Below are 26,447 nucleotides of genomic sequence, written 5' to 3'. Positions count from 1 at the left end.
CAGCAAATTGACAGCAAATATACGAGAATCACGAAGCATTACAGGGCATCACGAATGAGGGGGTCTGCTGAAAAAACAGCACCGTGAAGCGCTACGAAGCGTGCCACGGTGAAACCAAGAAAAATCCCCACCATGAAGCCGCTGGACTGAGCTAATACGAAGCCTTTATCAGAAACATAAAAAGAGCACCTTCCGGATTGTTCCCGGAGGGTGCTTTTTTATTGTCGGTGTGAGGACATCCGGCATTATGCCGGGTGGGCAGAAAAGAGAAGCTTCGGGCAAAGGCAAGGGTATCAGTCCATCTCCCGCAGCTGCCGCTGCAGCAAGGCGCCTACCGCTCCCGCCAGCTGGTCGATTTTCTGGATGCGCACAAACTCGCTGCCGTAGATGTTCTTGAGAAAAGGCACATTCTGGGTCAGGCCGAAGAAGATCGCCCCCACCCGGAACCCTTGCTTGCGCAGGGCCTTGACCTCGGCGGCGGTGTCGGCCACAGCGGCCTCGTCGCCGTAGTCCCGGCTGAACGGAATGCCTCCCGAGGGCGGGATCTTCTGGCTGTCGTTGGGGCTGGCATCGGTGAGAATAAGCAGCAGCCGGTGCTGACAGCCGGAGTTGGCCAGATGGGCGGCGGTGCGCAGGGCCAGCCCGTCCCGGTTCCACCCGGCGGCAAAGTAGTCGAAGATGGAACGGCAGCCCGGGTCCTGGTAACCCTTGAGGAGCTGCAATACCGTGTACCCCCGCAGGCTGCGGAAGGCAAAGATCTGCACCTTCACGCCGCAGCGGCGCAGGCTTTCCGCCAGGATATAGCCCTGGGCGGCGATGAGCTCCTGGCTGTTCAGCCGGGAGGCGGAGGCATCCAGCAGCAGGTCCACCGAGAGGTCCGGCTGGACATCGTCGGTCTGCCGCAGAAAAATGACGGGGTCCTGCAGACAGGGGGCCCGCCACACCCGGCGGCTGTCCAGATGCCCCGAGCGTGCCCGGACCGGCTGGGGCTGGGTGTAGGAATGGAGGGCATCCTGCAGCTGCTCACTCAGGCGGCGGATGCTGCTGGCATAAAGCTGGCTGTGTCTGGCGTAAAAGTCCAGGTTCCGCTGCCGCTGCCGGGCGGCATCCCGGGCCAGCTGTTTGGCCTCCTGGTCCGGCGGCCGGTTGGGGGAGGGCTCCCCCCGGGTGATCCACAGATGACAGCTGCTGTGATTGCCGGTGCAGAGGGTTTCCTCCAGGGCGGCCAGGTCGTGGTCGTTGTAGAGGGACCGGCCGAAGCAGGTCTCCATGTAGACCCGGTCCGCCTCCGCCCGCCGCACAGAGAGGTGATTGGCCAGCAGAGCCTTGCCCGCCGGACTGGCGTTGGCCGCCCGCAGCTGGGAACTGCGCCGCAGCACCAGCTGGTCGGTGTGGCGGATCTCGGTGGGCAGAAGTTTGGTGAGCAGCCCGGCCCAGATCCCCCTGACATGGAGGGAGAAGGGCGTCCGGGCCGGTTCGCTGCCGGAAAACTGGAAGAAGTCGCGGAGAATCCCCTGCAGCCGGGCAATGACCTCATCAGTGTCCAGGGTGCCGGGCAGGGCCAATGCCTGAGAAAGCTCCTTTGCCCGGGGCGTCAGCAGCGGACCCCGGCGCCGGGCCAGGGGCGCCCACCGGGCCTGCTGCTGTTCATAGACCCGGTTGTTCTTTGCCATCCACTGCTGGCGGGACATCTTCTGCTGGTGGGCAAAAAAGTCCAGAGCGTACTGCTGCCGGAGGGAGGCCAGAATGGGCCGCACCGGCAGTTCCTTTTCGTAGACGCAGTTTTCCAGCCCCAGCCAGACCAGCTCGTCGAAGGCTTCCTGCCGGGAGCTGCCGGCGTAGGAGGCAAAAAAGGCTTCCAGGCGGGGCAGGTCCAGCCATTTGGCTGCAAGCCCCACCACGCAGTTGAAGTAAAAGCTGGGCTGCCCGCCCGGCTCAAAGGCCATGAAGGGCGGGTCCAGGTCATACCGGCCGGCAGCGGCCCAGATCAGATTCAGAGCCCGGCGCTGCTCCGGGCTGTATTGACGCTGCAGCATGGCTCAGCCCGGAAAGACCTTAGCGCGGTCGAGATTTTTGGGGATGCGGGCAGCGATCACATCCCGGATCAGCGTCTTTTCGTAGGGGTCGAAGGTCTTGTTGGTGATGCACAGGTCGAGGGCCGAGGCGGCATCCAGCCCCCGCTCCATCAGGCGCAGGGCGTCCAGCAGGCCGCGCAGGTCCACCGCCCGGGCCGAGATCTCGGCGCTGTCCGCCTTTTTGTGCAGGTCATAAAAGAGCTGCACGAACTGTCCGGCGTACCGGGGACTCATGCGGGGAAAGTGATGGCGCAGCAGCTTGTTCATGTCATCCTCCGAGATGAGGGGCAGGTCCAGCACCGCAAACCGGGAGACGAGGGCCTCGTTGAGCTCCCGGGTACCGGCATAGCCGTAGTTCATGGTGCCGATGAACCGGGCGGCCGGGTCCACCTGGATGAGGTCGTAGCCGGGCACGTCGATGCAGCGGCGGTAGTCCAGGGTGGCGTGGAGGACGGCCAGAGCCTCGTTTTTGGCCATGTTGATCTCGTCCAGCACGCCGAAGCCGCCGTAGCGGGCGCACTGGTAGACAGGCCCCGGGGCAAACACCACCTTTTCCCCGTTGAAGGTGTCCGAACCGATGAGGTAGGAGGCGTCCATATTGATGTGGAAGGACACATCCCAGCAGGGCCGCCCGAACGCCCGGGCCAGATTCTCTGCCAGAACGTTCTTGCCGGTGGCCTTGGGCCCGGCCAGCAGAAGGTTTTCCCCGCACAGCAGGACGGTGGCGGCCTGGTTCCAGACTTCCCGGCCATAGTACCGGTACTTGGGGTCCGGGACCCGCTGGGCCATGCCTTCCGGCACGGGATGTGCGGCGCGGAACGCGGCGATGCCTTCGATGACGGCCGGGTCTACGCCCTCTTCTTTCAAAAAATCAAGCATAGATACATCCCCTTTTGCCTTTACTATAGACAGTCCGGCCGGGGTTGTCAATCATGGATGAAAACAGGAAAAAACAGCGCCCGCGGCCACTCCGCCCGGACGAAAAAGCCCGGCCGGTGCGGCAGGGCACAGGCCGGGCTTTGATGCAAATTTTACAGCCCTTCCTCCGCCAGCAGCATGCCCAGGTCCTCCAGGATGTCATGGGGGAGCATGGCCTGCTGGCTGCGCCGGGCGGAACAGAGGTCGGCGGCGGCGCCGTGGAGCCAGACCCCGCACGCCGCGGCATCGAAGGGGGAAAGGCCCTGGGCCATCAGGGCGGCGATCATGCCGGCCAGAATGTCCCCGCTGCCGCCCCGGGAGAGCCCCGGGTTGCCGGTGGTGTTCTTGAGCAGGGTGCCGTCGGGGGCCGCTACAATGGTCCCGCTGCCCTTGAGCACTAGGATGCAGCGGTGCTCCTGGGCATAGCGACGGGCAATGCCGGGACGATCGTCCTGCACCTGGGCCACGGTCAGGCCGGTGAGTCGGGCCATCTCCCCGGGGTGGGGCGTCAGGACGGCATTTTCCGGCAGAAGGGCAGCCCCCGCCTTGCCCGCGGCCAGGGCATTGAGGGCGTCGGCGTCCAGCAGGCAGCCCTTCCAGGCAAAGTCGCCGCCCAGCAGGATGGACAGCACCTTCCCGGCACCCTCTCCCAGCCCCGGTCCGGCCAGCAGGACCGCTTTGCCCGGGGCAAAACGGGCGGCACCGGCTCGCACATCGTCGGGGCAAAGCCAGCCGTCGGCACCCGCCCGACAGGGGAGAACACAGCACTCGGGGGTGCGCAGCAAAGCCAGCTGCATGGCGTCGGGCACCGTAGCCAGAAACACCAGCCCGGCCCCGCCCCGCAGGGCGCCCTCGGCGGCCAGAGCGGCGGCGCCCCGGTAAGCGCTGCTGCCCGCAAAGGCGGCTACCGTGCCGAAGCTGCCCTTGTTGGCGTCCTCCGCCCGGCGGGGCAGACAGCGCAGCACATACTCCCGTGTGATTTTTTCCATGGCGGGCACCTCCCGTTGCCCGGAAATGCTTTACCTTTCCGGACGTTTTGTATTATACTCTCATTATAAGACAGAATACGGCGCAGTGCAAAAGGTGCAGAAAGAGGAGGTCTTTGTCTATGGTGCCGCAGCTTGAAGAATTGATCCGTGACAGTTCCAACATTGTGTTTTTCGGCGGGGCGGGGGTTTCCACCGAGAGCGGCATCCCCGACTTCCGCAGCGTGGACGGCCTGTACCACCAGAAGTTCGACTATCCCCCCGAGGTCATGCTCAGCCACAGCTTTTTTATGCGGCATACCGAGGAGTTTTACCGCTTCTACCGGGAAAAGCTCATCGTCCACGGGGCAAAGCCCAACGCGGCTCATCTGCGGCTGGCGGCGCTGGAGCGGGAGGGCAGGCTCAAGGCGGTGGTGACCCAGAACATCGACGGCCTCCATCAGGCGGCGGGCAGCCGCCGGGTGTATGAGCTTCACGGTTCCACCCTGCGCAACTACTGCATGAAATGCGGCAAATTCTACGACGTGGACTTCATCGACAAATCCCAGGGCATTCCCCGCTGCACCGAGTGTGGCGGCATCGTCAAACCCGATGTGGTGCTGTATGAGGAAGGCCTGGACCCCGATACCCTGGAGGGGGCGGTCCGGGCCATCGAGGGGGCGGATCTGCTGATCGTGGGCGGCACCAGCCTGGCGGTCTACCCGGCGGCGGGACTGCTGCAATATTTCCACGGCCGGAACCTGGTGGTCATCAACAAACAGCCCACTCCGGCCGATCACATGGCCAGCCTGGTGCTCAACATGCCCATCGGGCGTGCGCTGTCGGCGGACAGTGAGTGAAAACTCTAAAAAAATTGATGCACGATCTGGTATTATCTTGTGTTTTTGCGGAAAAGTCATTGCTTTTTTTCCCGGTATTCTGCTATGATTGAAAAAGGGAAAGTAACGTCCGCTTTGCGGGCGCAGGATAAGGGTTTGGCCCGCAGAGGGCCGTGAACGCGGACAGGAGGATCGGTATGGCAAACGTACTTGCGGATTTTACCAAAAAACGTGAATTTTTGGTATGCCTGGATTCAGACGGATGCGTGATGGACACAGTGCGCATCAAGCACTGCAACGTGTTTTGCCCGGAACTGATCCGGGTCTTTGCGCTGGAACCATACAGCGACTATATCACCGAGGCCTGGGAGGAGATCAATCTCCACAGCATCACCCGGGGCATTTCCCGCTTTGAGAGCGTGGTGCAGGTCTTTGACCGGCTGAAAAACCGCGGGGTGGAGATTCCTGGCAGCGACGAGATCGCCGACTGGGTGACCAACTCCAGCGAGCTGAGCACCGCCACCCTCAAGGCGGAGGTCATGCGCACCGGCAGCGCGGCGCTGCGCAAGCTGCAGCAGTGGAACACCACCTGCAACCGCCGCATCCAGACGCTGGAGCCTACCTTTGAGCCTTTTCCGGGGGTGGAAAACAGTCTGCGCCAGCTCCATGCGGTGGCCGACGTGGCGGTGGTCTCGGCAGCCAACGAGTCGGCCATCGCCAGCGAGTGGAACCGCTACGGTCTGGCCCGCCACGCCGATGTCATCTTCGGCCAGGAGGTGGGCAGCAAGGCCAACAGCATTGCCGCCATGCTGGCCTGCGGGTACGAGAGCCGCAAGGTCATGATGGTGGGCGACGCCATGGGAGACGCCCAGGCTGCCGCCGCCAACGGGGTGGCCTTTGTGCCCATCCTGCCCGGCCGGGAGGCCGAGAGCTGGCGCCGCCTGCAGGAGGAAGCCCTGCCCAAGCTGCTGCACGGCACCTTCCGGCCCGAGTATCAGGCCGAGCTGCTGGCTGCTCTGCGCAGCGCCCTGCACGGCTGAGCCCTACATACAAACTGCTGCGCCCCGGGGGAACCGCTTCCCCGGGGCGTTTTTGCGTTTTGGCCGGGCAGGCCTTGCAAAACGCAGCGGGCGCGCTATAATAGAACCTGCAGGGCGGAGAGACAAAAGAACGCCTTGCCGGTATTTTCTCCTGATAATACCGGATTTCGCAGAGTAGGGACCTGCGCGTAAGGACGGTCCGGCCATGCCGTGCCGCCGCCAGTGCCTGACCAACGGGGAGTTGTGGCAGGACGAAGTTGCCCATAAGGGCACGCGGTGCAGATCCCGCATCCCACTGCTGCATGACGGAGTGCAATGGCGGAGCTCTCGTGGAAAATCCCGGGGCGGAGCAGACGGGTCGGCCGGCAGGCCGCGGATGCTCTGCTGTGCTGCGCGGTTTGTGGTCCTGCAGGCGGCAGCCGGAATTTTTGCATCTGAGTTTTGCAGGAAGCGGCGGGCGCGGTCAGCGCCGGCGGCTTTGCATGGCGGTCCTCCCTTGTGCGGCGATGCGCACAAGTTAGGAGGAATTTTTTATGCAGTATTTGCGCTCCAATCACCAAAGGCTGATGGTGCAGGCCGTGGCGGAGCTGCACAATCCCCGGGCTTTGTCCCTGGCGGCGGTGCTGGCAGCCCTCAACCTGGCGATCAATCAGTTTACCATCCCGGTGTCCGGCTATCTGGAAATCAGCTTTGACTTCCTCGTCTCGGTGGCCACCGGTTTCCTGTGCGGTCCCTGGGTGGCGGCCCTGTCCGGTGTGGCCACCGATCTGCTGGGGTATGTGCTGCGCCCCAACGGGCCCTATTTCCCCGGGTTTACCCTCAGCGCCATGCTGGCGGGCATTCTGTACGGACTGTGGTATTACCAACGCCCCGTACGGCTATGGCGGGTGGTCAGCTGCAAGCTTATGGCCACGGTGCTGTTCAACTTTCTGCTGACGCCTTTGTGGCTGCATGTTATGTACGGTCAGGCTTTCGTGGTGCTCAGCAGCATGCGCATCGTCAAGAACATCATCAAGTTCCCGGTGGATGTGGTGCTGCTTATGCTGGTGCTGAAAGCCTGTGAACAATATCAGAAGACCCGGCGCAGGGTCTGACCCTGCGCCGCTTCCCGCCCGCGGCAGACCGCACCCGGGCGGGAATCTTTGTAAAGGAGCTGACCCATATGTCCGAAAAACTTACCATGGACCGCGCCGAAGAGCTGCTTGCCTCCACCACCACCGAGGACCACCTCTTCCAGCACGCCCTGGCGGTGTCCGCCTGCATGGGCGCCATGGCCCGGCATTTCGGCGCCGACGAGAGCTATTGGCGGGCGGTGGGGTATCTGCACGATTATGACTTCGAGCAGTTCCCCCAGGAGCACCTGAAGCATACCGCAGAGCCTCTGCGGGAGGCCGGTGTGGACGAGGAGAGCATCCATGCCATTCTGGCCCACGGCTACGGCCTGTGCACCGACACGGTGCCCGAGAGCGAACTGGACAAAAGCCTCTACACGGTGGATGAGCTGTCCGGCCTGATTTCCGCCACCGCCCGCATGCATCCTGCGGGCATTGCCGAGCTGCAGGTCTCCAGCGTCAAGAAGAAGTTCAAGGACAAGCGCTTTGCCGCCAAGATCGACCGCGCCGTCATTCAGGACGGCTGCGCCCGCCTGGGTATGGAGCTGCCCGATGTCATCGCCCTCTGTATCGAGGGCATGCGTCCCTTCGCGGCGGAACTGGGCATCGGCCCCCGGCAGTAAGGCCGCTTGAAAAATCATACCAAATCCGCGGCCCCGGCAGGAAAGAGCCTCTCTTTCCGCCGGGGCTTTGTTGTGCGCCCGCCACAGTGCTGAAAAGAAAAATCAACGGCTCTGCGGCATTTCACAAAGTAAGGGCAAAAACCGCCGGAGGCGGCCTCTACCCGGAAAAGGCCTTCCCCCGCGAAGCAAAATCCCCGATAAAACGACGGAAAAGTCATACTTTTCCGCAGGAAAGTTGGGCATTCTCACCAGCGGCGGGGGGCAGAAGCGGGCGGATTCACGCAAGGTTCACAAAGATTTAACAAATCCGTCGAAACAGGTTGAAAGCGGGCGAAGTTTTCTCTAAAATAAAGACGTATCGGCAGTTCCGTCACCACGGATGGTGCGGGGCTCCGGGGCCGGCCTTCCGCCGAGGGAAAGACGGAGACACCGGCCGCAAGCAACCCCTTGTCCCAAGGGGGCTTTTCCGTTTTTCAGTGAAAATAGGAGGAACACACATGAAAAAGGTACTGGGCATTCTCATGGCCGCAGTCATGGCGTTTTCTCTGGCAGCCTGCGGCAGCACCGGCAGCGAGTCTACCGGCAGCACCTCTGAGGGCAGCCAGACCGCCGAAGCCGCCAGCACGTCCGACATCAAGATCGGCGCCATCCTGGTGGGCGACGAGACCGAGGGCTATTCCGCCGCACACATCAACGGCATCAAGGAGGCTCTGAGCAATCTGGGCCTGACCGAGGACAACGTGATCTGGAAGTACAAGGTCGCTGAGGACTCCGCCTGCATGGACGCCGCCGAGGACCTGGTGGGCCAGGGCTGCGACATCATCTTCGCCAACTCTTACGGCCATCAGACTTATATGGTCGAGGCTGCCGAGAAGTATCCCGATGTCACCTTCGTCTCCATGACCGGTGACTTTGCCGCCCTGACCGGCCTGGACAACTTCAAGAACGCATTTACCAAGATCTATGAGTCCCGCTACGTCTCCGGCGTGGTTGCCGGCATGAAGCTCCAGGAGCTCGTCGAGAGCGGCGAGCTGACCACCGAGACTCAGCCTGATTCCTTCGACGCCGACGGCAACATCAAGATCGGCTACGTCGGCGCTTACAACTACGCCGAGGTCGTCTCCGGCTACACCGCCTTCTTCCTGGGCGTGCGCAGCGTGATGCCCAACGTGGTCATGGAAGTCATGTACACCAACTCCTGGTTCGACATCGACAAGGAAGGCGCCGCTGCTGAGGCTCTGATCGCCAACGGCTGCGTCATCATCGGCCAGCACGCCGACTCCACCGGTGCTCCCGCCGCCACCGAGAAGATGCTGGGCACCGGCCGCATCTGCTACTCCATCGGCTACAACATCGACATGCTGGACACTGCTCCCAACGCTGCTCTGACCTCCGCCACCAACGTCTGGGGCGTCTACTACACTGAGGCCATCCAGGCTGCCATGAACGGCGAGGAAGTCCCCGTCGACTGGGCCAAGGGCTATGAGGACGGCGCTGTGGCCATCACCACCCTGGGCAGCAGCTGCGCCGAGGGCACCGCTGAGAAGGTCGCCGAGGTTGAGGCGGCTCTCAAGGACGGCAGCCTGAAGGTCTTTGACACCTCCACCTTCACCGTGGACGGCCAGACTGTGACCAGCGCTCCCATCGACCTGACGTTCTACGACTACAGCACCGGTTCTCCCGTTGCTCTGTATCAGGGCGAGACCAAGGAGGCCATCACCGACGGCTCCTTCTCCGAGTCCACGCTGCGCAGCGCTCCCTACTTTGCCCTGCGCATCGACGGCATCACCGAGGACGCCGAGCCCGTCGCATAATCTGAACACCAATCGGGAGGGGAAGCCTTGTAGTTTTGCAGGCTTCCCTTTCTGTGTTGAGGGCATATACGGTAAAAAGGAGGAATTTTCCGCATGGCGCAGACGCAGTATGCGATCCGTCTTGAACATGTAACCAAAACCTTCGGCGGCGTTGCGGCCAACCAGGACATTTCCATGCAGATCCGCCGGGGCGAGATCCTCTCCCTTCTGGGAGAGAACGGCAGCGGCAAGACGACGCTGATGAACATGATCGCCGGCATCTACTATCCCGACGAGGGCCAGATCTACGTCAACGATGAGCTGGCGGACATCCGCTCGCCCCGGGATGCGCTGGCCCTGGGCATCGGCATGATCCATCAGCACTTCAAGCTGGTGGACGTGTTCACGGCGGTGGAAAACATCGCCCTGGGCCTGCCCAAGAGCGAGCGCTTCGACCTGCGCCGGGTGCGGGACAAGGCCCGCGCCATCTGCGAAAAATACCAGTTCGCCCTGGACCTGGACCAGAAGGTCTACGAGATGAGCGTCAGCCAGAAGCAGACGCTGGAGATCGTCAAGGTGCTGTTCCGCGGCGCCGACATCCTGATCCTGGACGAGCCCACCGCCGTGCTGACCCCTCAGGAGACCGAGCGCCTCTTTGATGTCATGCGCAACATGCGCGCCGACGGCAAGGCGGTCATCATCATCACCCACAAGCTCCACGAGGTGCTGGAGATCAGCGACCGTGTGGCCATTCTGCGCCGGGGCTGCTACGTGGGCGATGTGGTCACCGCCGATGCCACCGAGGCCAGCCTGACCGAGATGATGGTGGGCAAAAAGGTGGAGCTGGACATTGAGCGTCCCGAGCCCAAGGACCCGGTGCGCCGTCTGGCCATCAAGGACCTGACCGTCTACAACGCCGAGGGCCTCAAGGTGCTGGACGATGTGAGCTTCGACGCCTACGGCGGCGAGATCCTGGGTATTGCGGGCATTTCCGGCAACGGCCAGAAGGAGCTGCTGGAAGCCATTGCCGGCCTGCAGCATCCGGCCCCCGGCTCGGACATTCAGTTCTTCCCGCCGGAGCAGGAGGACAAGCCCATGGAACTGCTGGGCAAGAGCCCCCGTGCCATCAACGAGGCGGGCGTTCATCTTTCCTTTGTGCCGGAGGACCGCCTGGGCATGGGCTTGGTGGGTTCCATGGGCATGACCGACAACATGATGCTCAAGAGCTACGATGCAGGCAGCTCGCCCCTGGTGGACCGCAAGGCGCCCCAGGAACTGGCCAAGGAGATCAAGGAGGAGCTGGGCGTCGTCACCCCCGACCTGAACACCCCTGTCTCCCGCCTGTCCGGCGGCAACGTCCAGAAGGTGCTGGTCGGCCGCGAGCTGGCCGCCTCTCCCATTGTGCTGATGACTGCCTACGCTGTGCGCGGCCTGGACATCAACACTTCCTACACCATCTACCGCCTGCTCAACGAGCAGAAGAAGAAGGGCGTCGCCGTGCTGTATGTGGGCGAGGATCTGGATGTCCTGCTGCAGCTGTGTGACCGCATCCTGGTGCTGTGCGGCGGCCGCGTCAACGGCATTCTGGATGGACGCACCGCCACCAAGGAAGAGGTCGGCCTGCGCATGACCAACCTGGTAAAGGAGGACGCCGAACAATGACAAAAGCCACACAGACCGTTCATGAGCCGCTTTTGCGCATCGCCAAGCGCGACGGCATTCCCTTCGGCAAAAAAGTTCTTATCCGCGCCGTGGCCATTCTGCTGGCCCTGGTGGTGGATGCGCTCTTCATCTTCTTTGTCACCGGTTTGAACCCGCTTTCGGTTTACGGTGTCATGTATCAGGGCACCTTCGCCACGCCGGTGCGCTTCTCCTGGGCGCTGCGTGACCTGGCCACCCTGCTGTGCGTGGGCATCGCCCTGGCCCCGGCCTTCAAGATGCGCTTCTGGAATATCGGCGCTGAGGGTCAGGTGCTCATCGGCGGCATGGCCACCGCCCTCACCATGGTTTATCTGGGGTCCAGCCTGCCCGCTCCGCTGCTGTTCGTGGCCATGTTTGCGGCCTCGGTCGTTGCAGGTGCTCTGTGGGGCTTTATCCCCGCCTGGTTCAAGTCCCGCTGGAACACCAACGAGACGCTGTTCACCCTGATGATGAACTACGTGGCCACCAGCATTGTGGCCTGCCTGACCAACATCATGCGCGGCCAGGCCTCCAGCCTGGGCACCCTGAACAAGGCCACCAAGGCCGGCTGGTTCCCGGTGCTGTTCGGTCAGCGGTATACCATCAACATCATTGTGGTGCTGGTTCTGACCTTCGCCATGTATGCCTACCTGAAGTACTCCAAGCACGGCTATGAGATCGCCGTGGTGGGCGAGAGCGAGAACACCGCCCGCTATGCCGGCATCAACGTCCGCCGGGTCATGATCCGTACCATGATCATCTCCGGCGCCATCTGCGGCCTGTGCGGCTTCCTCATTGTGGCCGGCAAGGACCAGACCATCTCCACCACTTCGGCGGGCGGCCGGGGCTTCACCGCCATCATCGTGGCCTGGCTGGCCAAGTTCAACACCTTCTATATGGCGCTGATCTCCTTCCTGCTGGTCTTTCTGGAGCGCGGTGCGTCCGAGATCGCCTCGGCGTACAGCCTCAATGAGTATGCTGCCGACATCATCACCGGTGTGATCCTCTTCTTCATTCTGGGCAGCGAGTTCTTCATCAACTACCGCGTGGTACGCCGCGGCGAGACGCACAAGGAGGGAAAGTGACATGAGCAGTCTGATCGCATGGATCCTGCGCGCGATCCCCTTCGGCACCATCATCATGTACGGCGCAATGGGTGAGATCGTCACCGAAAAGTCCGGCAACCTGAACCTGGGCGTGCCCGGCATCATGTACCTGGGCGGCTTCGCCGGCTTTGCCAGCGCCTACTACTACGAAAACCTTACCGCCAACCCCAACCCGGTCCTCAGCGTGGTCATCGCCCTGCTCTGCGCCCTCATCGCCTCCACCCTGGGCGGCCTGATCTACGCCTTCCTCACCATCACCCTGCGGGCCAACCAGAACGTCACCGGTCTTGCCCTCACCACCTTTGGCATGGGCGTGGCCAACTTCTTCGGCGTTTTCATCCTCAACGGCTCCAGCTACAGCGCGGCCCCTCTGGCCAACAAGGCTTTCGCCGCCAAGATCCCGGTGCTGTCCGGGCTGGGCACGGTGGGCCAGGTGGTCTTCTCCTACGGCTTTTTGGTATACGCCGCCATTGTGCTGGCCATCGTGCTGTTCTGGTTCCTCTCCCGCACCCGCGTGGGCCTGAACCTGCGGGCCGTGGGTGAGAACCCCGCCACTGCCGATGCCGCCGGCATCAACGTCACCCGCTACAAGTATGTGGCCACCCTGTGCGGTGCGGCCATCAGCGGTGTGGGCGGCCTGTACTACGTGCTGGACTACAACCAGGGCATCTGGGCCACCACCGAGCAGATCGAGGCTCTGGGCTGGCTGGCTGTGGCGCTGGTCATCTTCACCACCTGGAAGCCCCTCAACGCCATCTGGGGCGCCTACCTCTTCGGCATGCTCTACTGGCTGTATCAGTTCCTGCCCAGCCTCATGGGCATTTCGGTGCCCAGCTACGCCACCGACCTGATTCAGATGGTCCCATACGTGGTTACCATCCTGGTGCTCATTGTGGTGTCTCTGCGCCGCAAAAAGGAAAACCAGCCTCCCGCCAGCCTGGGCATCGCCTACTTCCGCGAGGAGCGCTGAGGTTTTCTCCAACCTTTTATCTGTGTTCCGATTTTGTGTGCCGCCCTTGCGGCACAGCAGACGGCCCTGCTCCGGCAGGGCCGTCTTTTTGTGTTCGGGGCAGGGGAGAATCTTCAATTGACATTGACCGGCAGTGTGCTATACTGAAAAAAGCCGACCGACCGGTCGGTCGGAATTTTTTGCAGAGAGAATTTACCCGGAGAGGGAAAGCAGCAAGGCGGGGACAGCCCGGCAGCGCCCACGGCGTCACCGGCGGCACCGACCATGAACAGTGTGGGCATGCCGCCCGCCCGGGCCGCTTTTCCCACCGGGGCAGAAGAGGTTACCTATGGCAAAATACAGTGTGAAAAAGCCCTTCACCGTGCTGGTGGGGGTCATTCTTGTACTTGTGCTGGGTGTGGTCAGCCTGATGGGTATGAACACCGACCTGCTGCCCAGCATCACCCTGCCCTATCTGGTGGTGGTGACCACCTATCCCGGGGCCAGTCCCGAGAAGGTGGAGGAGGAGCTGACCCGCCCGCTGGAGAGCAGTCTGGGCACGGTCAACGGCGTGGAGAACGTCACCAGCACCAGCGGCGAGAACTACAGCATGGTCATGCTGGAATTTGCCGATGATACCGATATGGACAGCGCCATGGTCAAGACGAGCACGGCGCTGAATCAGCTGACCGACACCCTGCCCGATACCTCCGGCACCCCCATGCTTCTGGAGATCACCCCCGACATGATGGCCACCGAGTACATCGCGGTGGACAAGGAGGGGCTGGACATCTATGACCTTTCCGCCTATGTGGAGGAGAGTGTTATCCCCAATCTGGAACGCGTGAGCGGCGTGGCCAGCGTCTCCTCCACCGGTCTGGTGGAGCAGATGGTGGAGGTGCGCCTGGACCAGGACAAGATTGACGAGGTGAACGACCGGCTTCTGGTGCAGGTCAGCGACCGTCTGGCCGAGGCCAAGCAGCAGCTGGACGACGCCCGCCGCCAGCTCAATGACAGCGAGAAAGCCCTGATCACCGGTCAGGCCGAGCTGGACGATAAGAAAAATGCCCTGCAGGAAGGCAAGCAGCAGCTGGCCGATCAGCAGGAGGCGACCTCTTCCGAGCTGGCCAAGGCCAGCCAGCAGCTGGATGAGGCGGTGGCCAAGGTGACCGCCCTGACCACCCAGCTGGAAACGCTGCAGGGCCTGCAGAAGACCCTGCAGGATGAGCTCAACGGCTATCTGGACGGCAGTGAGGCCGAGTACCAGAAAATCAGCGATCTGCTGGCCAAAATGGGCACCGACATCGATACCATCCTGAGCAGCGAGGAGGCCTTCCAGGCTTTCCTGGATCAGGTCAACGCCTATCTGGCTCAGCTGCAGGGCGGCATCCCCACTTCGGCGCCCACGGCGGCACCCACCGCAGCCCCGGCACCTGACGGGGAGACCACTGCCCCCACCCCGGACACCGGCCTGCCGCTGCCCTCGGCGCCGGCGGTCTCCCTCACCGAGGAGGAGCTGAGATATCTGCTCACCCTCACGAAGGAAGGCCTCACCGACCTGCAGAAGATCCATGCCCGGGTGGGCGAACTACGGGACCAGCTGGCCTCCCTGCCCGACCAGCTCAACCAGCTTCAGGCGGCGAAGGATGCCGCTGAGAGCAACATGCAGATGCTGCGCGACGCCTATACCCAGCTGGAACAGGGCAAAATGACGGCGGCAGCGGGCTTTGGCAGCGGGGATGCCCAGCTGGTCTACGGCGAAGCGGCACTGGAAAGCGTGCAGGCACAGCTGGACAGCGGCAAGGAGCAGATCGACTCCGGCCGGGAGCAGCTGGAGGAAGCCTACGCCGAGTATGAGGATGCCCGGGAGGAAGCCCTCTCCAAGGCAAACCTGGATCAGCTGCTCAACATTTCCACCCTGTCCCAGCTCATTGCGGCCCAAAACTTCTCCATGCCCGCGGGCTATATCCAGGACGGGGAGGAACAGTATCTCCTCAAGGTGGGCGATACCTTTGAGAGCATCGACGACCTGAAGGGTGCCCTGCTCTGCAACATGGAGGGCATCGGCGATGTCCGCCTGTCCGACGTGGCGGAGATCACCCTCATCGACAACTCGGGGGAGAGCTATGCCCGGGTCAACGGCAACCAGGCGGTGCTGCTGTCGGTGTTCAAGAGCTCCACTGCCAGCACCAGCGCCGTCTCCGACGCCTGCAATGCCGCCCTGGAAGAGATGACTGCCGCCGACCCCGACCTCCATCTCACCCCCATCATGGACCAGGGCGACTACATCCGCCTCATCCTCAACAGCGTCATGACCAACCTCATCGGCGGCGCCATTCTGGCCATTCTGGTGCTGGCGGTCTTCCTCAAGGATCTGCGACCCACTCTGGTGGTGGCGGTCAGCATCCCCCTCAGCGTGCTGTTTGCCATTGTGCTCATGTACTTCACCGGCATCAGCCTCAACATGATCAGCCTGTCCGGTCTGGCCCTGGGCATCGGCATGCTGGTGGACAACTCCATCGTGGTCATTGAAAACATCTACCGTCTGCGCAATGCAGGCGTCCCCGCACCCCGTGCCGCTGTCCAGGGTGCACGGCAGATGGCCGGAGCTATCATTTCCTCCACCCTCACCACCGTCTGTGTCTTTCTGCCCCTGCTGTTCGCCCAGGGCCTGACCCGGGAACTGCTGGGCGATATGGCCCTGACCATCGCGTACAGCCTGTTTGCCTCCCTCATCGTGGCTTTGACCGTGGTCCCGGCGGCGGGCAGCACACTGCTCAGCCGGGTACATCCCCAGAAGCATCCGTTCTTTGACCGGGTGCTGGCCGGGTATGACAAACTGCTGCGCTTCTGCCTGCGGGTCAAGGTGGTGCCCCTGACGCTGGCCGTCGCCCTGCTGGCGGCATCGGTGTGGCAGGTCACCCGCATGGGCCTGGTCATGATCCCCGAGATCAGCTCGGATCAGATGTCGCTGACCATGTCGGTGCCGGAGGACACCGAGCCGGAGGACGCTTTTGCCACCGCCGACCAGGTGATGGAGCGGGTCTCCGCCATCGACGGTGTGGAGACGGTGGGCGCCATGTCCAGCGCCTCCATGACCTCCGCCTTTGCCGGTCTGTCTGATATGGGCGGGCAGGACCTGACCAACTTTACCTACTATATTCTGCTCACGCAGGAGGGCAGCCGGGATCAGTCCCGCATCCGGGATGAGATCACCGCCAATACCGCCGACCTGCCCTGCGAGGTGGAGGTGACCTCCTCCTCGGCGGCGGATCTGTCGGCCCTCAGCGGCAGCGGCGTCCAGGTCAACATCTACGGGGACGATCTGGACGACCTGCTCACCGCCAGCCAGCAGGTCATGGATACCCTGGGCACCATCGACGGCATCGGGGAGCTTTCCAACGGCCAGGAGGCCGGGGAACGGGAGATCCGCGTGGTGGTGGACAAGGACAAGGCCATGCGCCTTGGCCTGACGGTGGCCCAGATCTACGCCGAGCTGGCCCAGGCTCTTACCAGCGAGACGGTGTCCACCTCTCTGACCGTGGGGGAGGACACCTACTCGGTGGAGATCGTGGATACCGAGAGCGTGCCCGACCTGGACGACATCTTCAACTATGAGTTTGAGACTACCACCATGGATGCCGAGGGCAACTCCACCACCGAGACCCACAAGCTGGGCGAGTTTGCCACCCGCAGCGAGGCGGCCGGCATGGCCAGCATCCAGCGGGAAAACCAGAGCCGCTACATCACGGTCACCTCGGTGACCCGGGAGGGATACAATACCTCGCTGCTGTCCCGGGAGGCCGCCGAAAAACTGCAGGGCATCCAGCTGCCCGCCGGCTGCACCTGGCAGCTTGCCGGTGAGAGCACCCAGGTGGACGAGATGATCTCCCAGATGTCCCAGATGCTGCTTTTGGCACTGATCCTCATTTATCTCGTCATGGTGGCCCAGTTCCAGAGCCTGCTGTCCCCCTTCATCGTGCTGTTCACGGTGCCGCTGGCCTTCACCGGCGGTATGATCGGCCTGATCCTGTCGGGAGAGGACCTGTCCATCATGTCCCTCATGGGCTTTCTGGTGCTCATGGGCGTGGTGGTCAACAACGGCATCGTCTTTGTGGACTACACCAACCAGCTGCGCCAGGGGGGCCTGGAACGCCGGGAGGCTCTGGTGGCGTCGGGCAAGACCCGTATGCGCCCCATTCTCATGACCACCCTGACCACCGTCCTTGCCATGGTGACCATGCTGTTCAGCACCGATCCCGGCAGCGAGTTGGGCCGGGGCATGGCCATCGTCATCATCGGCGGCCTGACCTACGCCACCCTGATGACGCTGTTCATTGTGCCGGTGATCTATGACCTGCTGTTCCGCCGCCCGCCCCATGAGGTGGATGTGGGGGACGACGGCATGGACGACCTGCCCGACGATGCCGCCCAGTACCTGGCCGCCATGCATGCCTCTGCCGATGAGCAGGAGGCTGACCCCGACGGGACCGACCCCGACGACGGCGAGACTTTCCTTGCAGGGGACAGTGCCCCCGCACCGGCATCCGGCTGGCCCGCAGGCGAGGAGGAAGGCCCTGAGGAAACACCGGCTGCAGAAGAACCCGACCCCACCGCCGGGCAGGAGGCCTGGCCGGCGGAATATGATCAGGAGGCCTTCCCGGCACAGGACAGCTTCCCGGCCGGGGAAAATGGGGAAGGAGGTGCCCCCACATGCTGAAAGAGGAGGAACGCCGTCAGCGGGAGGAAGCAATCTACCGGGCGGTCCTGCGGCTCATTGGCAGCGGGGCGGACATCCCCCGGCTGCGGGTGCAGGAGATCGCCGCCGAAGCCGGCATCGGCAAGGGCACAGTGTATGAGTATTTTACCTCCAAGGAGGAAATTCTCCACGGTGTGACCCAATACTGCATGGAAAGTGAACTGGCCCGAGTCCGGAATCTGCTGGCGCCCTGCAAAACACTGGATGATGTGGAAAAAGCAGTGACGAACTATCTGGTGGACCTTTACGGCACCCGGGCGGAGGTCTACCGTGTGGTGGCCCGGACGTTGGTTGCCAGCGGACGGGAGGTCCCCTGTGCCTGCTCCGGGGCGCTGCGCGGCCGGGTGGAAGGGGAAGCACGGAAGCTGGCCGCACGGCTGCAGGCGGCAGGGGAGATCGACCCTGCTCTGGACGAGGAATACGCTGCCTTTGTGCTGATCTCGGTGTGGGTGATGTATGTGCTGGCGCTGGGAAGCGAGGGCATGCAGGGCCTGCGGGACGGCATGGTTCTGGCCAACGGCCGCCAAATGCTGGCCCGGGCGCTGCGCCCTGCCGGAAAAACCGGCAAAACCTGACCCCAATCCCCCCACGAAGGCGATTGTGAGAAGTGATGTTTCATCAATTCTCCATGAGATTTTCATTTTTTTGCGGTACAATCAAAGCAAGTCAGGCCATGCCCATGGCCGGCCCCAGATAAAGAGAGGCAGGAAACAACATGGAAGATAACGAATTCGGCACTGTGCCCCAGCCGGTGGGGGAGGAGCTCCCCGAACAGGACTGGGACGCAGAATATGCGGAGGACACGCAGCCCGGGGAGGAAGCGTCCGCACCACAGCCCTTCAAACGCAAAAACTGGTTTGCCCGGCACAAAAAGCTGACGGTGGCGCTGGCGGTGGTGATCCTTGCCGCTGCGGCGATTCTCATCCGGCTGCTCACAAGGGCGGTGCCTGCCTCGGGCACCACCTACCAGTATGTGCGCACCACCACCCTGACCAGGACCAGCCTGGAGGATTCGGTCACCGTCACCGGCACGGTGGCTTCGGGCAGTGAGGCCAGCGTCACAGTGGCAGACAACGCCAAGACCTACAAGGTAGCCACCGTGGAGGTGGAGGTAGGCGATACGGTACAGGCCGGGGATGTGATCTGCACCCTGGACACCTCCGATCTGGAAAAGCAGATCGACAGCGCCGAGCTCTCCTACAGCGATACGCTGCAGTCGGCCCAGACCACCTACGACCGCGCCCTGGAAAGCTACGAGGTGGCCGTGGTCAAGCATGACAACAGCCTCATCGACCTGCAGGAAAACATCGACAAGGCGGATGAAAACCTGACCAAGGCCCAGGAAAATCTGGACAGCGCCAAATCCGCCCGGGATTCGGCCCAGAGTACCGTCAACAGCTGCCAGAGCACGGTGGATTCTTTGCAGTCGGCCTACAATGCGGCCCAGGGCATTGCGAGCTATGTCAGTTCCTACGACATGGCGGCGGATGCCCTGAATAGCGCGGCGGCCGCGCTGGACAGTGCTTACCAGAGCTACACCACCGCCTACATGAATTATGCGGGCGCCGCCGACCAGGAGGCTGCCAAAGCGGCCCTGCAGCAGGCGGTCTCTGCCCTGCAGAACGCCTTTGATACCTACGGCAGCGGCACCGTCGACACCACCGCCAACGCATCCGTCAGTGCGGCCAACCAGCGCACCGTCACCGGAACCATCGCCCCTGACGTGGCAAGCATCAACAGCCAGCTCTCCGGCATCGATGTGACGCTCCTGGTTGCTCCGGCCTCCACCACCCTGATCGATACCTTTAACGCGGCGGCTCAGGCCCTGGTCAACCAGGAAAGCGCGGCGGCCAGCGGCACCGGCATGACCTATCAGCAGGTCGTGGATACCTATACCCAGGCCCAGAGCCAGCTCTCCGCCGCAAAGACGGCCCTGACCCAGGCCGAGACTGCCGTTACCACCGCCGAGACTCAGGTGGAAAGCGCTGAGACTCAGGTGGAGAGCGCCCACGATGCCTACGACAACGAGAAGAACTCCACCACTCTGACCACCGCCTGGCAGCAGGTGGAGGACGCCGAGACCCGCCTGGAGCAGGCCAAGCGTACCCCCGACACCCTGCAGACGCTGCGGGATACGTTGGAGGACTGCACCCTCACCGCCACCATGAGCGGCACCATCACCGAGCTCAACGCCACGGTGGGTTCCGCCTGCACCGGCACAGTGGCCACCATCCAGAACACCGACGGGCTGACCGTGGAGGTCACCATCTCGGCGGATGATGTGGCCGATGTCAAAACCGGCATGGAGTGCAACATCACCAGCGACTCCACCGGCGACAGCGTCATCAAGGGCACCCTCTCCCAGATCGACCCGGTGGCCAATGAGCAGGGGACCTTCGGAGCAAAGGTCACGGTGGACACAGCGGACAGCGGCCTGCTCATCGGCATTCAGGCCCAGGCGGAGATCCTCAAGAGCGTCACCGACAACGTCTTTGTGGTGCCCATCGATGCGGTGGGCACGGCGGAGGACGGTTCCAGCTTTGTCTACCGCAAGACCGGCGGCGAGGGTGTGGACATGACCTTTGAGCAGGTCACCGTCACCACCGGCGACGCCAACGACTATTATGTGGAGATCTCCGGCGACGACCTGGCGGAGGGAGATGTCATCCGCGCCACCGCCGACCTGACCGAAGGCATTGAGACGGGCACCGTGGACGCGGATTCCCAGATCATGGTGGCCCTCAGCGGCATGGACGGCGGCCCGGCGGGGCAGGCTCCCGGCGGGGATATGCCCTCGGGTGAGATGCCCTCCGGCGGAGACCGCGGCGGTGCTGCGGCAGGCGGTCAGGGCGGCCCCGGCGGAGGCATGTGAGCATGGAATACACCAACTCCGCCCCTGCCCGGCAGCCCAAACGGCGGCTGCTCATCGACATGCGGGGCATCCGCAAGAGCTTTTACATCGGCAAGCCCAATGAGCTGGAGATTCTCCACGGCATCGACCTCAAGGTCTGGGAAGGGGAATTTGTGGCCATTGTGGGTGAGTCCGGCTCAGGCAAATCCACCCTCATGAACATCATCGGGGTATTGGACAAGCCCACCTCCGGCAGTTATACCCTCAACGGGGTGGACATCCATGCCGCCCCCGACAATGAGCTGGCCGCCATCCGCAACCGGCAGATCGGCTTTGTCTTTCAGACCTACAACCTCATCGCCCGGCAGACTGCCCTGAAAAACGTGGAACTGCCCATGCTCTATGCCGGGGTCCCCGGTGCCGAGCGCACCCGCCGAGCCACCGAGTGGCTGCGCCGGGTGGGTATGGGGGAGCGGATGCGCCACCAGCCCAATGAGCTGTCCGGCGGCCAGAAGCAGCGTGTGGCCATTGCCCGGGCCATGGTCAACGACCCGGCCATCATTCTGGCCGACGAACCCACCGGCGCTCTGGACAGCCAGACCAGCCGGGTGGTCATGGACCTGTTCCATGAGATGAACGAAAAATACCACAAGACGGTGGTGCTCATCACCCACAACCAGAATCTGGCCGAGGAATGCCAGCGGGTCCTGACCCTGCTGGACGGCCGGATCGTGGCGGAGAGAAAGGGGAGTGGCCGGCGTGGGATTCTTTGAAAACATCTCCCTGGCCCTGGCCAGCCTGCGGGGCAACAAGATGCGCAGCCTGCTCACCATGCTGGGCATCATCATCGGTATTGCGGCGGTCATTGCCATCGAGACCATCGGCGGCAGCATGACCGGCGCCGTCACCGATTCCATGAGCGGCATGGGCGTCAATAACATCACCGTCAGCCTGACCCAGAAAAGCAGCGACGACGAGATGGGAACCACCGCCATGGACGTTACCCTGCGCTGGTTCATGGACTCCACCCCCTCGGACGAGGACCTGATGACCGACGAAATGATCGAGGAATATCAGGCAGCCTTCCCCGACAAGGTGTCTGCCATCCAAAAGACGGTGTCGGTGGGACAGGCCACCCTGCAAAAATACGGCGATGCCGACACCACCATCACCGCCAGCGTCAGCGGCGCCAACCGCGCTGTGCTGGACGGCATTGCCGACGACACCCCGCTCCTGACCGGCCGCTGGCTCAACGACGGGGACGGCGACCGCCGCATCTGCAACGTTTCCAGCAAGTTCGTGGAGCAGACCATGGGCTGCTCCGACGCCGAGGCGGTGGGCCGCAGCGTCACCCTGACCATCAACGGAATGCCCTACACCTTCTATGTGGCGGGGGTGTATGAGTACGACGACAGCAGCAGCTACATGTTCGGCAGCATCGACGACGACAGCATCCAGACCACGGTCTATATCCCCATGGACACGGCCCGGGCCATCACCTCCTCGTCGGACGGCTACCAGAGCTTTACCGTGGTGGTGGCGGACGGCGTGGACATGACCGAATTTGTCTCCACCACCGGTTCCTTCTTTGCGTCCTACTACACCCGCAACGATACATGGACGGTGGAAGCCACCAGCCTTTCCTCCCTCATTGAGGAAATGACCAGCATTCTGGACACCCTCAGCCTGGGCATCTCGGCCATTGCAGCTATCTCGCTGCTGGTGGGCGGCATCGGCGTCATGAACATCATGACCGTCTCGGTCACCGAGCGCACCCGGGAGATCGGCACCCGCAAGGCTCTGGGCGCGCCCAGTTCGGCCATCCGCCTGCAGTTCATCACCGAGTCCATGGTGCTGTGCCTTATCGGCGGCATCATCGGCGTTTCCCTGGGCATTTCTCTGGGAGCGGCCATGGCTTCGGCCGTGGGCTTTGCGGCCCGGCCCAGCGTTTCCGCCATCTTGATCGCGGTGGGCTTCAGCATGGCCATCGGGCTGTTTTTCGGCTACTATCCTGCCAGCAAGGCGGCCAAGATGGACCCCATCGAGGCTTTGCGCTACGAGTGAGAGAAACCGCATCAAAATCTGTCCGCCGGGCGAAACGTCTGTCTGTTTCGCCCGGCGCTTTTGTGTCCAAAGCCCGGTTGCGGCGGGTCCAAACGGATGATATACTGTTGTTATCGGGCTCGGCCCGAAGGAAGATGGATCTGGAACGTATATGGAACAAACTGTGGAAGTCGAAGAAGAAAAACTGTTTACCAATCAAAAATTGCTGCGGCTGCTGTGGCCGCTGATTATTGAGCAGGCGCTGTCGGTGCTGGTGGGCATGGCGGATACCGTCATGGTTTCCAGTGTGGGCGAGGCAGCCATCTCGGGCGTTTCTCTGGTGGATATGATCAACAACCTGATCTTCAACATCTTTGCAGCCCTGGCCACCGGCGGCGCCGTGGTGACCAGCCAGTTTCTGGGCGCCCGCCGCCGGGACGAGGCCTGCCGCAGCGCCGGTCAGCTGGTCACCCTCAGCGCCCTGCTGGGCCTGGCTGTCATGGCTTTCTGTCTTGCCTTTTCCCATGGGCTGCTGCGGCTGTTCTTCGGCCAGATCGACGACGATGTTATGAGCGCCGCCTTGACCTATTTCTTCATCACAGGGCTGTCCTATCCGTTTCTGGCATTGTACAACGCCGGCGCGGCCATTTTCCGCTCGGTGGGCAACAGTGCCGTGTCCATGCGGGTCAGCGTCCTGATGAACATTATCAATGTCTGCGGCAATGCCCTCTGCGTCTTTGTGCTGCACATGGGCGTGGCCGGTGTGGCTGTGCCTACCCTGGTCTCCCGTATGATCGGCGCGGTGCTGATTCTGCGCATGACCACCCGGCACGACAACCCCGCCCGGGTGACCTGGGAGGGCGTTCGCCGCTTCCGGCCGGATATGGCCCGCAACATTCTGTACATCGGCATCCCCTCGGCCATGGAGAACAGCCTTTTTCAGCTGGGCCGGGTGCTGGTGGTCAGCATGATCTCGCTCTTCGGCACGGTGCACATCTCGGCCAACGCTGTGGCCAACAATCTGGACAGTGTGGGCTGCATCGTGGGTCAGGCCATGGGACTGGCCATGATCTCGGTGGTGGGCCGATGCATCGGCGCCGGCAGTCCTTCCCAGGCTATTTACTACACCAAAAAACTTATGCTGTGGGATTACATCGTCCAGGGCCTGGCCAACGCCGCGGTCATTCTGGCGCTGCCCCTGCTTCTGCGTATGTATACCCTTTCGCCCGAGACGGCGGAACTGTCCCGCATCCTGATCCTCATCCACTGCGGCTGCGGCATCCTTCTGTGGCCGGCGGCCTTTGTGCTGCCCAACGCCCTGCGTGCCGCCAACGACGTCCGCTTTACCATGATGACCTCCATTCTGTCCATGGCCATCTGGCGGCTGGGCTTCTCCTACATTCTGTGTGTCAACATGCAGTGGGGTGCGGTGGGCGTCTGGATCGCCATGGTGGTGGACTGGGTCTGCCGAGTACTTTGCTTTGTCATCCGCTTTGTCAGCGGAAAATGGAAACGCCGCGCCGTGCCTGCCCAAAGTGCAGCAAAGGCGTGACGGGAGAGGAATTTGTTTTATGAAACTCATCAGCTGGAACGTCAACGGTCTGCGCGCCTGCCTGAAAAAAGGCTTTGCCCAGGCCTTCACCCAACTGGATGCGGATGCCTTCTGCATTCAGGAGACCAAGATGCAGCCGGGCCAGGCGGATTTTGCCCCGGAAGGTTACACCGAGTACATCTATTCGGCGGAGAAGAAGGGCTATTCCGGCACGGCGGTGTGGAGCAAGACCCAGCCTCTGTCGGTGAGCTACGGCATCGGCGTGGAGGAGCACAGCCACGAGGGCCGGGCCATCACGCTGGAATATCCCGGCTTTTACCTGGTCAACGTCTACGTCCCCAACGCCCAGGAGGGCCTGGCCCGCATCGACTACCGCATGCGGTGGGAGGATGACCTGCGTGCCTACCTGCTGGGGCTGGACGCCAAAAAGCCGGTGGTCCTCTGCGGGGACCTGAACGTGGCCCATCAGGAGATCGATCTGAAGAACCCCGGCCCCAACCGGGGAGCGGCGGGCTTCTCCGACCAGGAGCGGGGCAAGATGACCGAGCTGCTGGCCGCCGGATTCACCGACAGCTTCCGCTATCTGCATCCCGATGTCACCGGAGCCTACAGCTGGTGGAGCATGCGGTTCAAGGCCCGTGAGAGGAACGCCGGATGGCGAATCGACTATTTCATCGTGTCCAGCCGGGTGGCCGACCGCATCCGGGAGGCTTCCATCCTGCCGGACATCTACGGCTCCGACCACTGCCCGGTGCTTCTGGACATCGACCTTTGATACAGTGCAGTCACACCGGCCCGACGCCGGATGCTCCCCGCATCCGACTGACGGCCGGTTTTGTTTCCATACGGATTTGAAAATTTGAGACCTTTCCCCAGTGCTTTACCTGCCGGAATCGGCATCCCGGCGGGCGGAAAGAATGTTTCTCAAAAAAAATGCGAAAAAAACGGACCCGGATGCAAAATCCTGCCGAGCCCGTTCGTAGTATGGTCAGAAGGCGCCGCTGCGGAGGGCCCTTCCAAGGGCCCGATATCACGCAGAGGGGGGTGTGCCGGCTGAGCAACGAGGAATTTGCCAATCTGATGCGCCAGTATCAGAGATTGATTTATACCGTATGTTATCAGTTTGTACATGACCCCCATACTGCTGAGGATCTGACACAGGATACCTTTCTCTCGGCGTACAGCTACATTGACCGGTGCGACCCCAACTACTACAAACAGTGGCTGGTGCGGGTGGCCACCAACAAGTGCAAGGACCATCTCAAAAGCGCCTGGGTGCGCCGGGTGCAGGGGCAGGAGGGGGATCAGCTGCCGGAACCCCGGGGCGCACCCCCCGGTGAGGCCCGCAGCCCGGAGGAGGCGATCATCATCCGGGATGAGACCGAGCAGCTGCAGCAGATGATCCGCACCCTGCGGGAGCCCTACGGCAGCGTGGCGACCATGTACCTGCTGGAACACAAACCCGTCCCGGTGATCGCCCAGGCTCTGGGCAGGCCGGAAAAGACGGTGCAGAACCAGATTTTCCGGGCAAAAGTGATCCTTCGCAAACAAATTGAGGAAAGGAGGCAGACATGATGCAGAATTCTCTCGTACCCTTTGACAATGAAAAACTCTTTGACCGCAGCGGACATCTGACCGGCGGCGGACTGGATGCGATGCAAAACGGAACGCTGGATGAGCTGGGCAGCCTGGAGGCTGCTGAACATCTGAGCTTCTGCGATGCCTGCCTCAGCCGCTATACCAACTGGCTGGAAGCCATGCCCGAAAAGCTTCTTGCCCCGGCCAACGACCTGATCCCGCAGGTGCAGAATCTCATGCGCATGCGCTCCATCCGGGTCATGACCAACCGGTATATCTCGGTGGCGGCGGCGGTGATCCTGGCCTTTGCTCTGTGGCAGTTCGGAGCCTTCAACCTCTCGGAGGGCAGGGCCCAGAGTCAGGCCCAGCGCCTGGCCGAAGGACCCCGGTTCAGCATCAGCCTGGGCATCAAGGAAATGTTCGGTACTGTCAGCAAAACCATCGACGACCTGCTGAACGATCTGCAGGCGTATGCACAGAGCGGGCTGGCCCAGCTGGCAGAGCCCGGCCGCAATACCAATGACACCAACGACGGCGGGCAGAAATCCGCCAAGGGGGAGTAAA

20 protein-coding genes and 1 riboswitch are annotated in these 26,447 nt (G+C 62.6%); of the genes, 17 read left to right on the top strand and 3 right to left on the bottom strand.

What is annotated here, in order from left to right:
* Positions 1–293 precede the first annotated feature (293 nt).
* The 3 genes from INF35_RS06520 to INF35_RS06510 all read right to left on the bottom strand — a co-directional run bounded on the left by INF35_RS06520 (position 294) and on the right by INF35_RS06510 (position 3,982).
* Positions 294–2,036: a vWA domain-containing protein gene (locus INF35_RS06520; RefSeq protein ID WP_193500796.1), complete on the bottom strand. Its 1,743-nt coding sequence runs from the start codon at positions 2,034–2,036 to the stop codon at positions 294–296.
* Positions 2,037–2,039: 3 nt separating this feature from the next.
* The gene (locus INF35_RS06515; protein WP_193500794.1) at positions 2,040–2,954 is read right to left on the bottom strand and encodes an AAA family ATPase; all 915 of its coding nucleotides are present in this window, start codon (positions 2,952–2,954) and stop codon (positions 2,040–2,042) included.
* Between the two features lie 152 nt (positions 2,955–3,106).
* Positions 3,107–3,982: an NAD(P)H-hydrate dehydratase gene (locus INF35_RS06510; RefSeq protein ID WP_193500792.1), complete on the bottom strand. Its 876-nt coding sequence runs from the start codon at positions 3,980–3,982 to the stop codon at positions 3,107–3,109.
* Positions 3,983–4,101: 119 nt separating this feature from the next.
* Between INF35_RS06510 and INF35_RS06505 the strand changes: the two genes are divergently transcribed.
* The 17 genes from INF35_RS06505 to INF35_RS06425 all read left to right on the top strand — a co-directional run bounded on the left by INF35_RS06505 (position 4,102) and on the right by INF35_RS06425 (position 26,446).
* Positions 4,102–4,818: an NAD-dependent protein deacylase gene (locus tag INF35_RS06505; RefSeq protein WP_193500790.1), complete on the top strand. Its 717-nt coding sequence runs from the start codon at positions 4,102–4,104 to the stop codon at positions 4,816–4,818.
* A 176-nt stretch (positions 4,819–4,994) separates the two neighbouring features.
* Positions 4,995–5,837 carry an HAD hydrolase-like protein gene (locus tag INF35_RS06500; protein WP_193500788.1) on the top strand — a complete coding sequence of 281 codons (843 nt, stop codon included), beginning with the start codon at positions 4,995–4,997 and terminating at the stop codon, positions 5,835–5,837.
* Between the two features lie 168 nt (positions 5,838–6,005).
* A riboswitch (THF riboswitch) is annotated at positions 6,006–6,137 on the top strand.
* Between the two features lie 233 nt (positions 6,138–6,370).
* Positions 6,371–6,931, top strand: a complete 561-nt coding sequence (locus tag INF35_RS06495; protein ID WP_193500786.1) for a folate family ECF transporter S component — start codon at positions 6,371–6,373, stop codon at positions 6,929–6,931.
* Positions 6,932–6,999: 68 nt separating this feature from the next.
* The gene (locus tag INF35_RS06490; RefSeq protein ID WP_193500784.1) at positions 7,000–7,572 is read left to right on the top strand and encodes an HDIG domain-containing metalloprotein; all 573 of its coding nucleotides are present in this window, start codon (positions 7,000–7,002) and stop codon (positions 7,570–7,572) included.
* A gap of 497 nt (positions 7,573–8,069) precedes the next feature.
* Complete coding sequence (locus INF35_RS06485) at positions 8,070–9,386, top strand: BMP family ABC transporter substrate-binding protein (protein ID WP_193500782.1); 1,317 nt, start codon at positions 8,070–8,072, stop codon at positions 9,384–9,386.
* Positions 9,387–9,479: 93 nt separating this feature from the next.
* Positions 9,480–11,027, top strand: coding sequence for an ABC transporter ATP-binding protein (locus INF35_RS06480; RefSeq protein ID WP_193500780.1), 1,548 nt, complete (start codon positions 9,480–9,482; stop codon positions 11,025–11,027).
* Positions 11,024–12,130, top strand: a complete 1,107-nt coding sequence (locus tag INF35_RS06475; protein WP_193500778.1) for an ABC transporter permease — start codon at positions 11,024–11,026, stop codon at positions 12,128–12,130. Before INF35_RS06480 ends, INF35_RS06475 begins: the two co-directional genes overlap by 4 nt.
* A gap of 1 nt (position 12,131) precedes the next feature.
* Positions 12,132–13,121, top strand: coding sequence for an ABC transporter permease (locus tag INF35_RS06470; protein WP_193500775.1), 990 nt, complete (start codon positions 12,132–12,134; stop codon positions 13,119–13,121).
* A 328-nt stretch (positions 13,122–13,449) separates the two neighbouring features.
* The gene (locus INF35_RS06465; RefSeq protein WP_193500773.1) at positions 13,450–17,820 is read left to right on the top strand and encodes an efflux RND transporter permease subunit; all 4,371 of its coding nucleotides are present in this window, start codon (positions 13,450–13,452) and stop codon (positions 17,818–17,820) included.
* The gene (locus INF35_RS06460; RefSeq protein WP_193500771.1) at positions 17,814–18,434 is read left to right on the top strand and encodes a TetR/AcrR family transcriptional regulator; all 621 of its coding nucleotides are present in this window, start codon (positions 17,814–17,816) and stop codon (positions 18,432–18,434) included. The genes INF35_RS06465 and INF35_RS06460 overlap by 7 nt, the downstream gene beginning before the upstream one ends.
* A gap of 140 nt (positions 18,435–18,574) precedes the next feature.
* Positions 18,575–20,731 (top strand): HlyD family efflux transporter periplasmic adaptor subunit, encoded by a 2,157-nt coding sequence (locus INF35_RS06455; protein ID WP_193500770.1) that lies wholly within the window; start codon positions 18,575–18,577, stop codon positions 20,729–20,731.
* Positions 20,732–20,733: 2 nt separating this feature from the next.
* Positions 20,734–21,483 carry an ABC transporter ATP-binding protein gene (locus tag INF35_RS06450; RefSeq protein ID WP_193500768.1) on the top strand — a complete coding sequence of 250 codons (750 nt, stop codon included), beginning with the start codon at positions 20,734–20,736 and terminating at the stop codon, positions 21,481–21,483.
* Positions 21,470–22,774, top strand: a complete 1,305-nt coding sequence (locus INF35_RS06445; RefSeq protein ID WP_193500766.1) for an ABC transporter permease — start codon at positions 21,470–21,472, stop codon at positions 22,772–22,774. The genes INF35_RS06450 and INF35_RS06445 overlap by 14 nt, the downstream gene beginning before the upstream one ends.
* A 151-nt stretch (positions 22,775–22,925) precedes the next feature.
* Entirely contained in the window at positions 22,926–24,305 is a 1,380-nt protein-coding gene (locus tag INF35_RS06440) for an MATE family efflux transporter (RefSeq protein ID WP_193500764.1), read from the top strand.
* A gap of 19 nt (positions 24,306–24,324) precedes the next feature.
* Positions 24,325–25,080, top strand: a complete 756-nt coding sequence (locus INF35_RS06435) for an exodeoxyribonuclease III (RefSeq protein ID WP_193500762.1) — start codon at positions 24,325–24,327, stop codon at positions 25,078–25,080.
* A gap of 269 nt (positions 25,081–25,349) precedes the next feature.
* Positions 25,350–25,880, top strand: coding sequence for an RNA polymerase sigma factor (locus INF35_RS06430; RefSeq protein WP_328740512.1), 531 nt, complete (start codon positions 25,350–25,352; stop codon positions 25,878–25,880).
* A complete protein-coding gene (locus INF35_RS06425) occupies positions 25,877–26,446 on the top strand; it encodes a hypothetical protein (RefSeq protein ID WP_193500758.1) in 570 nt (189 codons plus the stop codon). Before INF35_RS06430 ends, INF35_RS06425 begins: the two co-directional genes overlap by 4 nt.
* Position 26,447: the final 1 nt, after the last annotated feature.

Source organism: Gemmiger gallinarum, from assembly GCF_014982805.1.
Lineage (GTDB): Bacteria > Bacillota > Clostridia > Oscillospirales > Ruminococcaceae > Gemmiger > Gemmiger gallinarum.
Note: the sequence above shows the minus strand (reverse complement) of the source record. Positions and strands in the feature narration are given on the sequence as shown.

Bases quoted from the DNA above. Each gene is read 5' to 3' on its own strand.
- INF35_RS06520 (WP_193500796.1), bottom strand. From the start codon at position 2,036: ATGCTGCAGCGTCAATACAGCCCGGAGCAGCGCCGGGCTCTGAATCTG.
- INF35_RS06515 (WP_193500794.1), bottom strand. From the start codon at position 2,954: ATGCTTGATTTTTTGAAAGAAGAGGGCGTAGACCCGGCCGTCATCGAA.
- INF35_RS06510 (WP_193500792.1), bottom strand. From the start codon at position 3,982: ATGGAAAAAATCACACGGGAGTATGTGCTGCGCTGTCTGCCCCGCCGG.
- INF35_RS06505 (WP_193500790.1), top strand. From the start codon at position 4,102: ATGGTGCCGCAGCTTGAAGAATTGATCCGTGACAGTTCCAACATTGTG.
- INF35_RS06500 (WP_193500788.1), top strand. From the start codon at position 4,995: ATGGCAAACGTACTTGCGGATTTTACCAAAAAACGTGAATTTTTGGTA.
- INF35_RS06495 (WP_193500786.1), top strand. From the start codon at position 6,371: ATGCAGTATTTGCGCTCCAATCACCAAAGGCTGATGGTGCAGGCCGTG.
- INF35_RS06490 (WP_193500784.1), top strand. From the start codon at position 7,000: ATGTCCGAAAAACTTACCATGGACCGCGCCGAAGAGCTGCTTGCCTCC.
- INF35_RS06485 (WP_193500782.1), top strand. From the start codon at position 8,070: ATGAAAAAGGTACTGGGCATTCTCATGGCCGCAGTCATGGCGTTTTCT.
- INF35_RS06480 (WP_193500780.1), top strand. From the start codon at position 9,480: ATGGCGCAGACGCAGTATGCGATCCGTCTTGAACATGTAACCAAAACC.
- INF35_RS06475 (WP_193500778.1), top strand. From the start codon at position 11,024: ATGACAAAAGCCACACAGACCGTTCATGAGCCGCTTTTGCGCATCGCC.
- INF35_RS06470 (WP_193500775.1), top strand. From the start codon at position 12,132: ATGAGCAGTCTGATCGCATGGATCCTGCGCGCGATCCCCTTCGGCACC.
- INF35_RS06465 (WP_193500773.1), top strand. From the start codon at position 13,450: ATGGCAAAATACAGTGTGAAAAAGCCCTTCACCGTGCTGGTGGGGGTC.
- INF35_RS06460 (WP_193500771.1), top strand. From the start codon at position 17,814: ATGCTGAAAGAGGAGGAACGCCGTCAGCGGGAGGAAGCAATCTACCGG.
- INF35_RS06455 (WP_193500770.1), top strand. From the start codon at position 18,575: ATGGAAGATAACGAATTCGGCACTGTGCCCCAGCCGGTGGGGGAGGAG.
- INF35_RS06450 (WP_193500768.1), top strand. From the start codon at position 20,734: ATGGAATACACCAACTCCGCCCCTGCCCGGCAGCCCAAACGGCGGCTG.
- INF35_RS06440 (WP_193500764.1), top strand. From the start codon at position 22,926: ATGGAACAAACTGTGGAAGTCGAAGAAGAAAAACTGTTTACCAATCAA.
- INF35_RS06435 (WP_193500762.1), top strand. From the start codon at position 24,325: ATGAAACTCATCAGCTGGAACGTCAACGGTCTGCGCGCCTGCCTGAAA.
- INF35_RS06425 (WP_193500758.1), top strand. From the start codon at position 25,877: ATGATGCAGAATTCTCTCGTACCCTTTGACAATGAAAAACTCTTTGAC.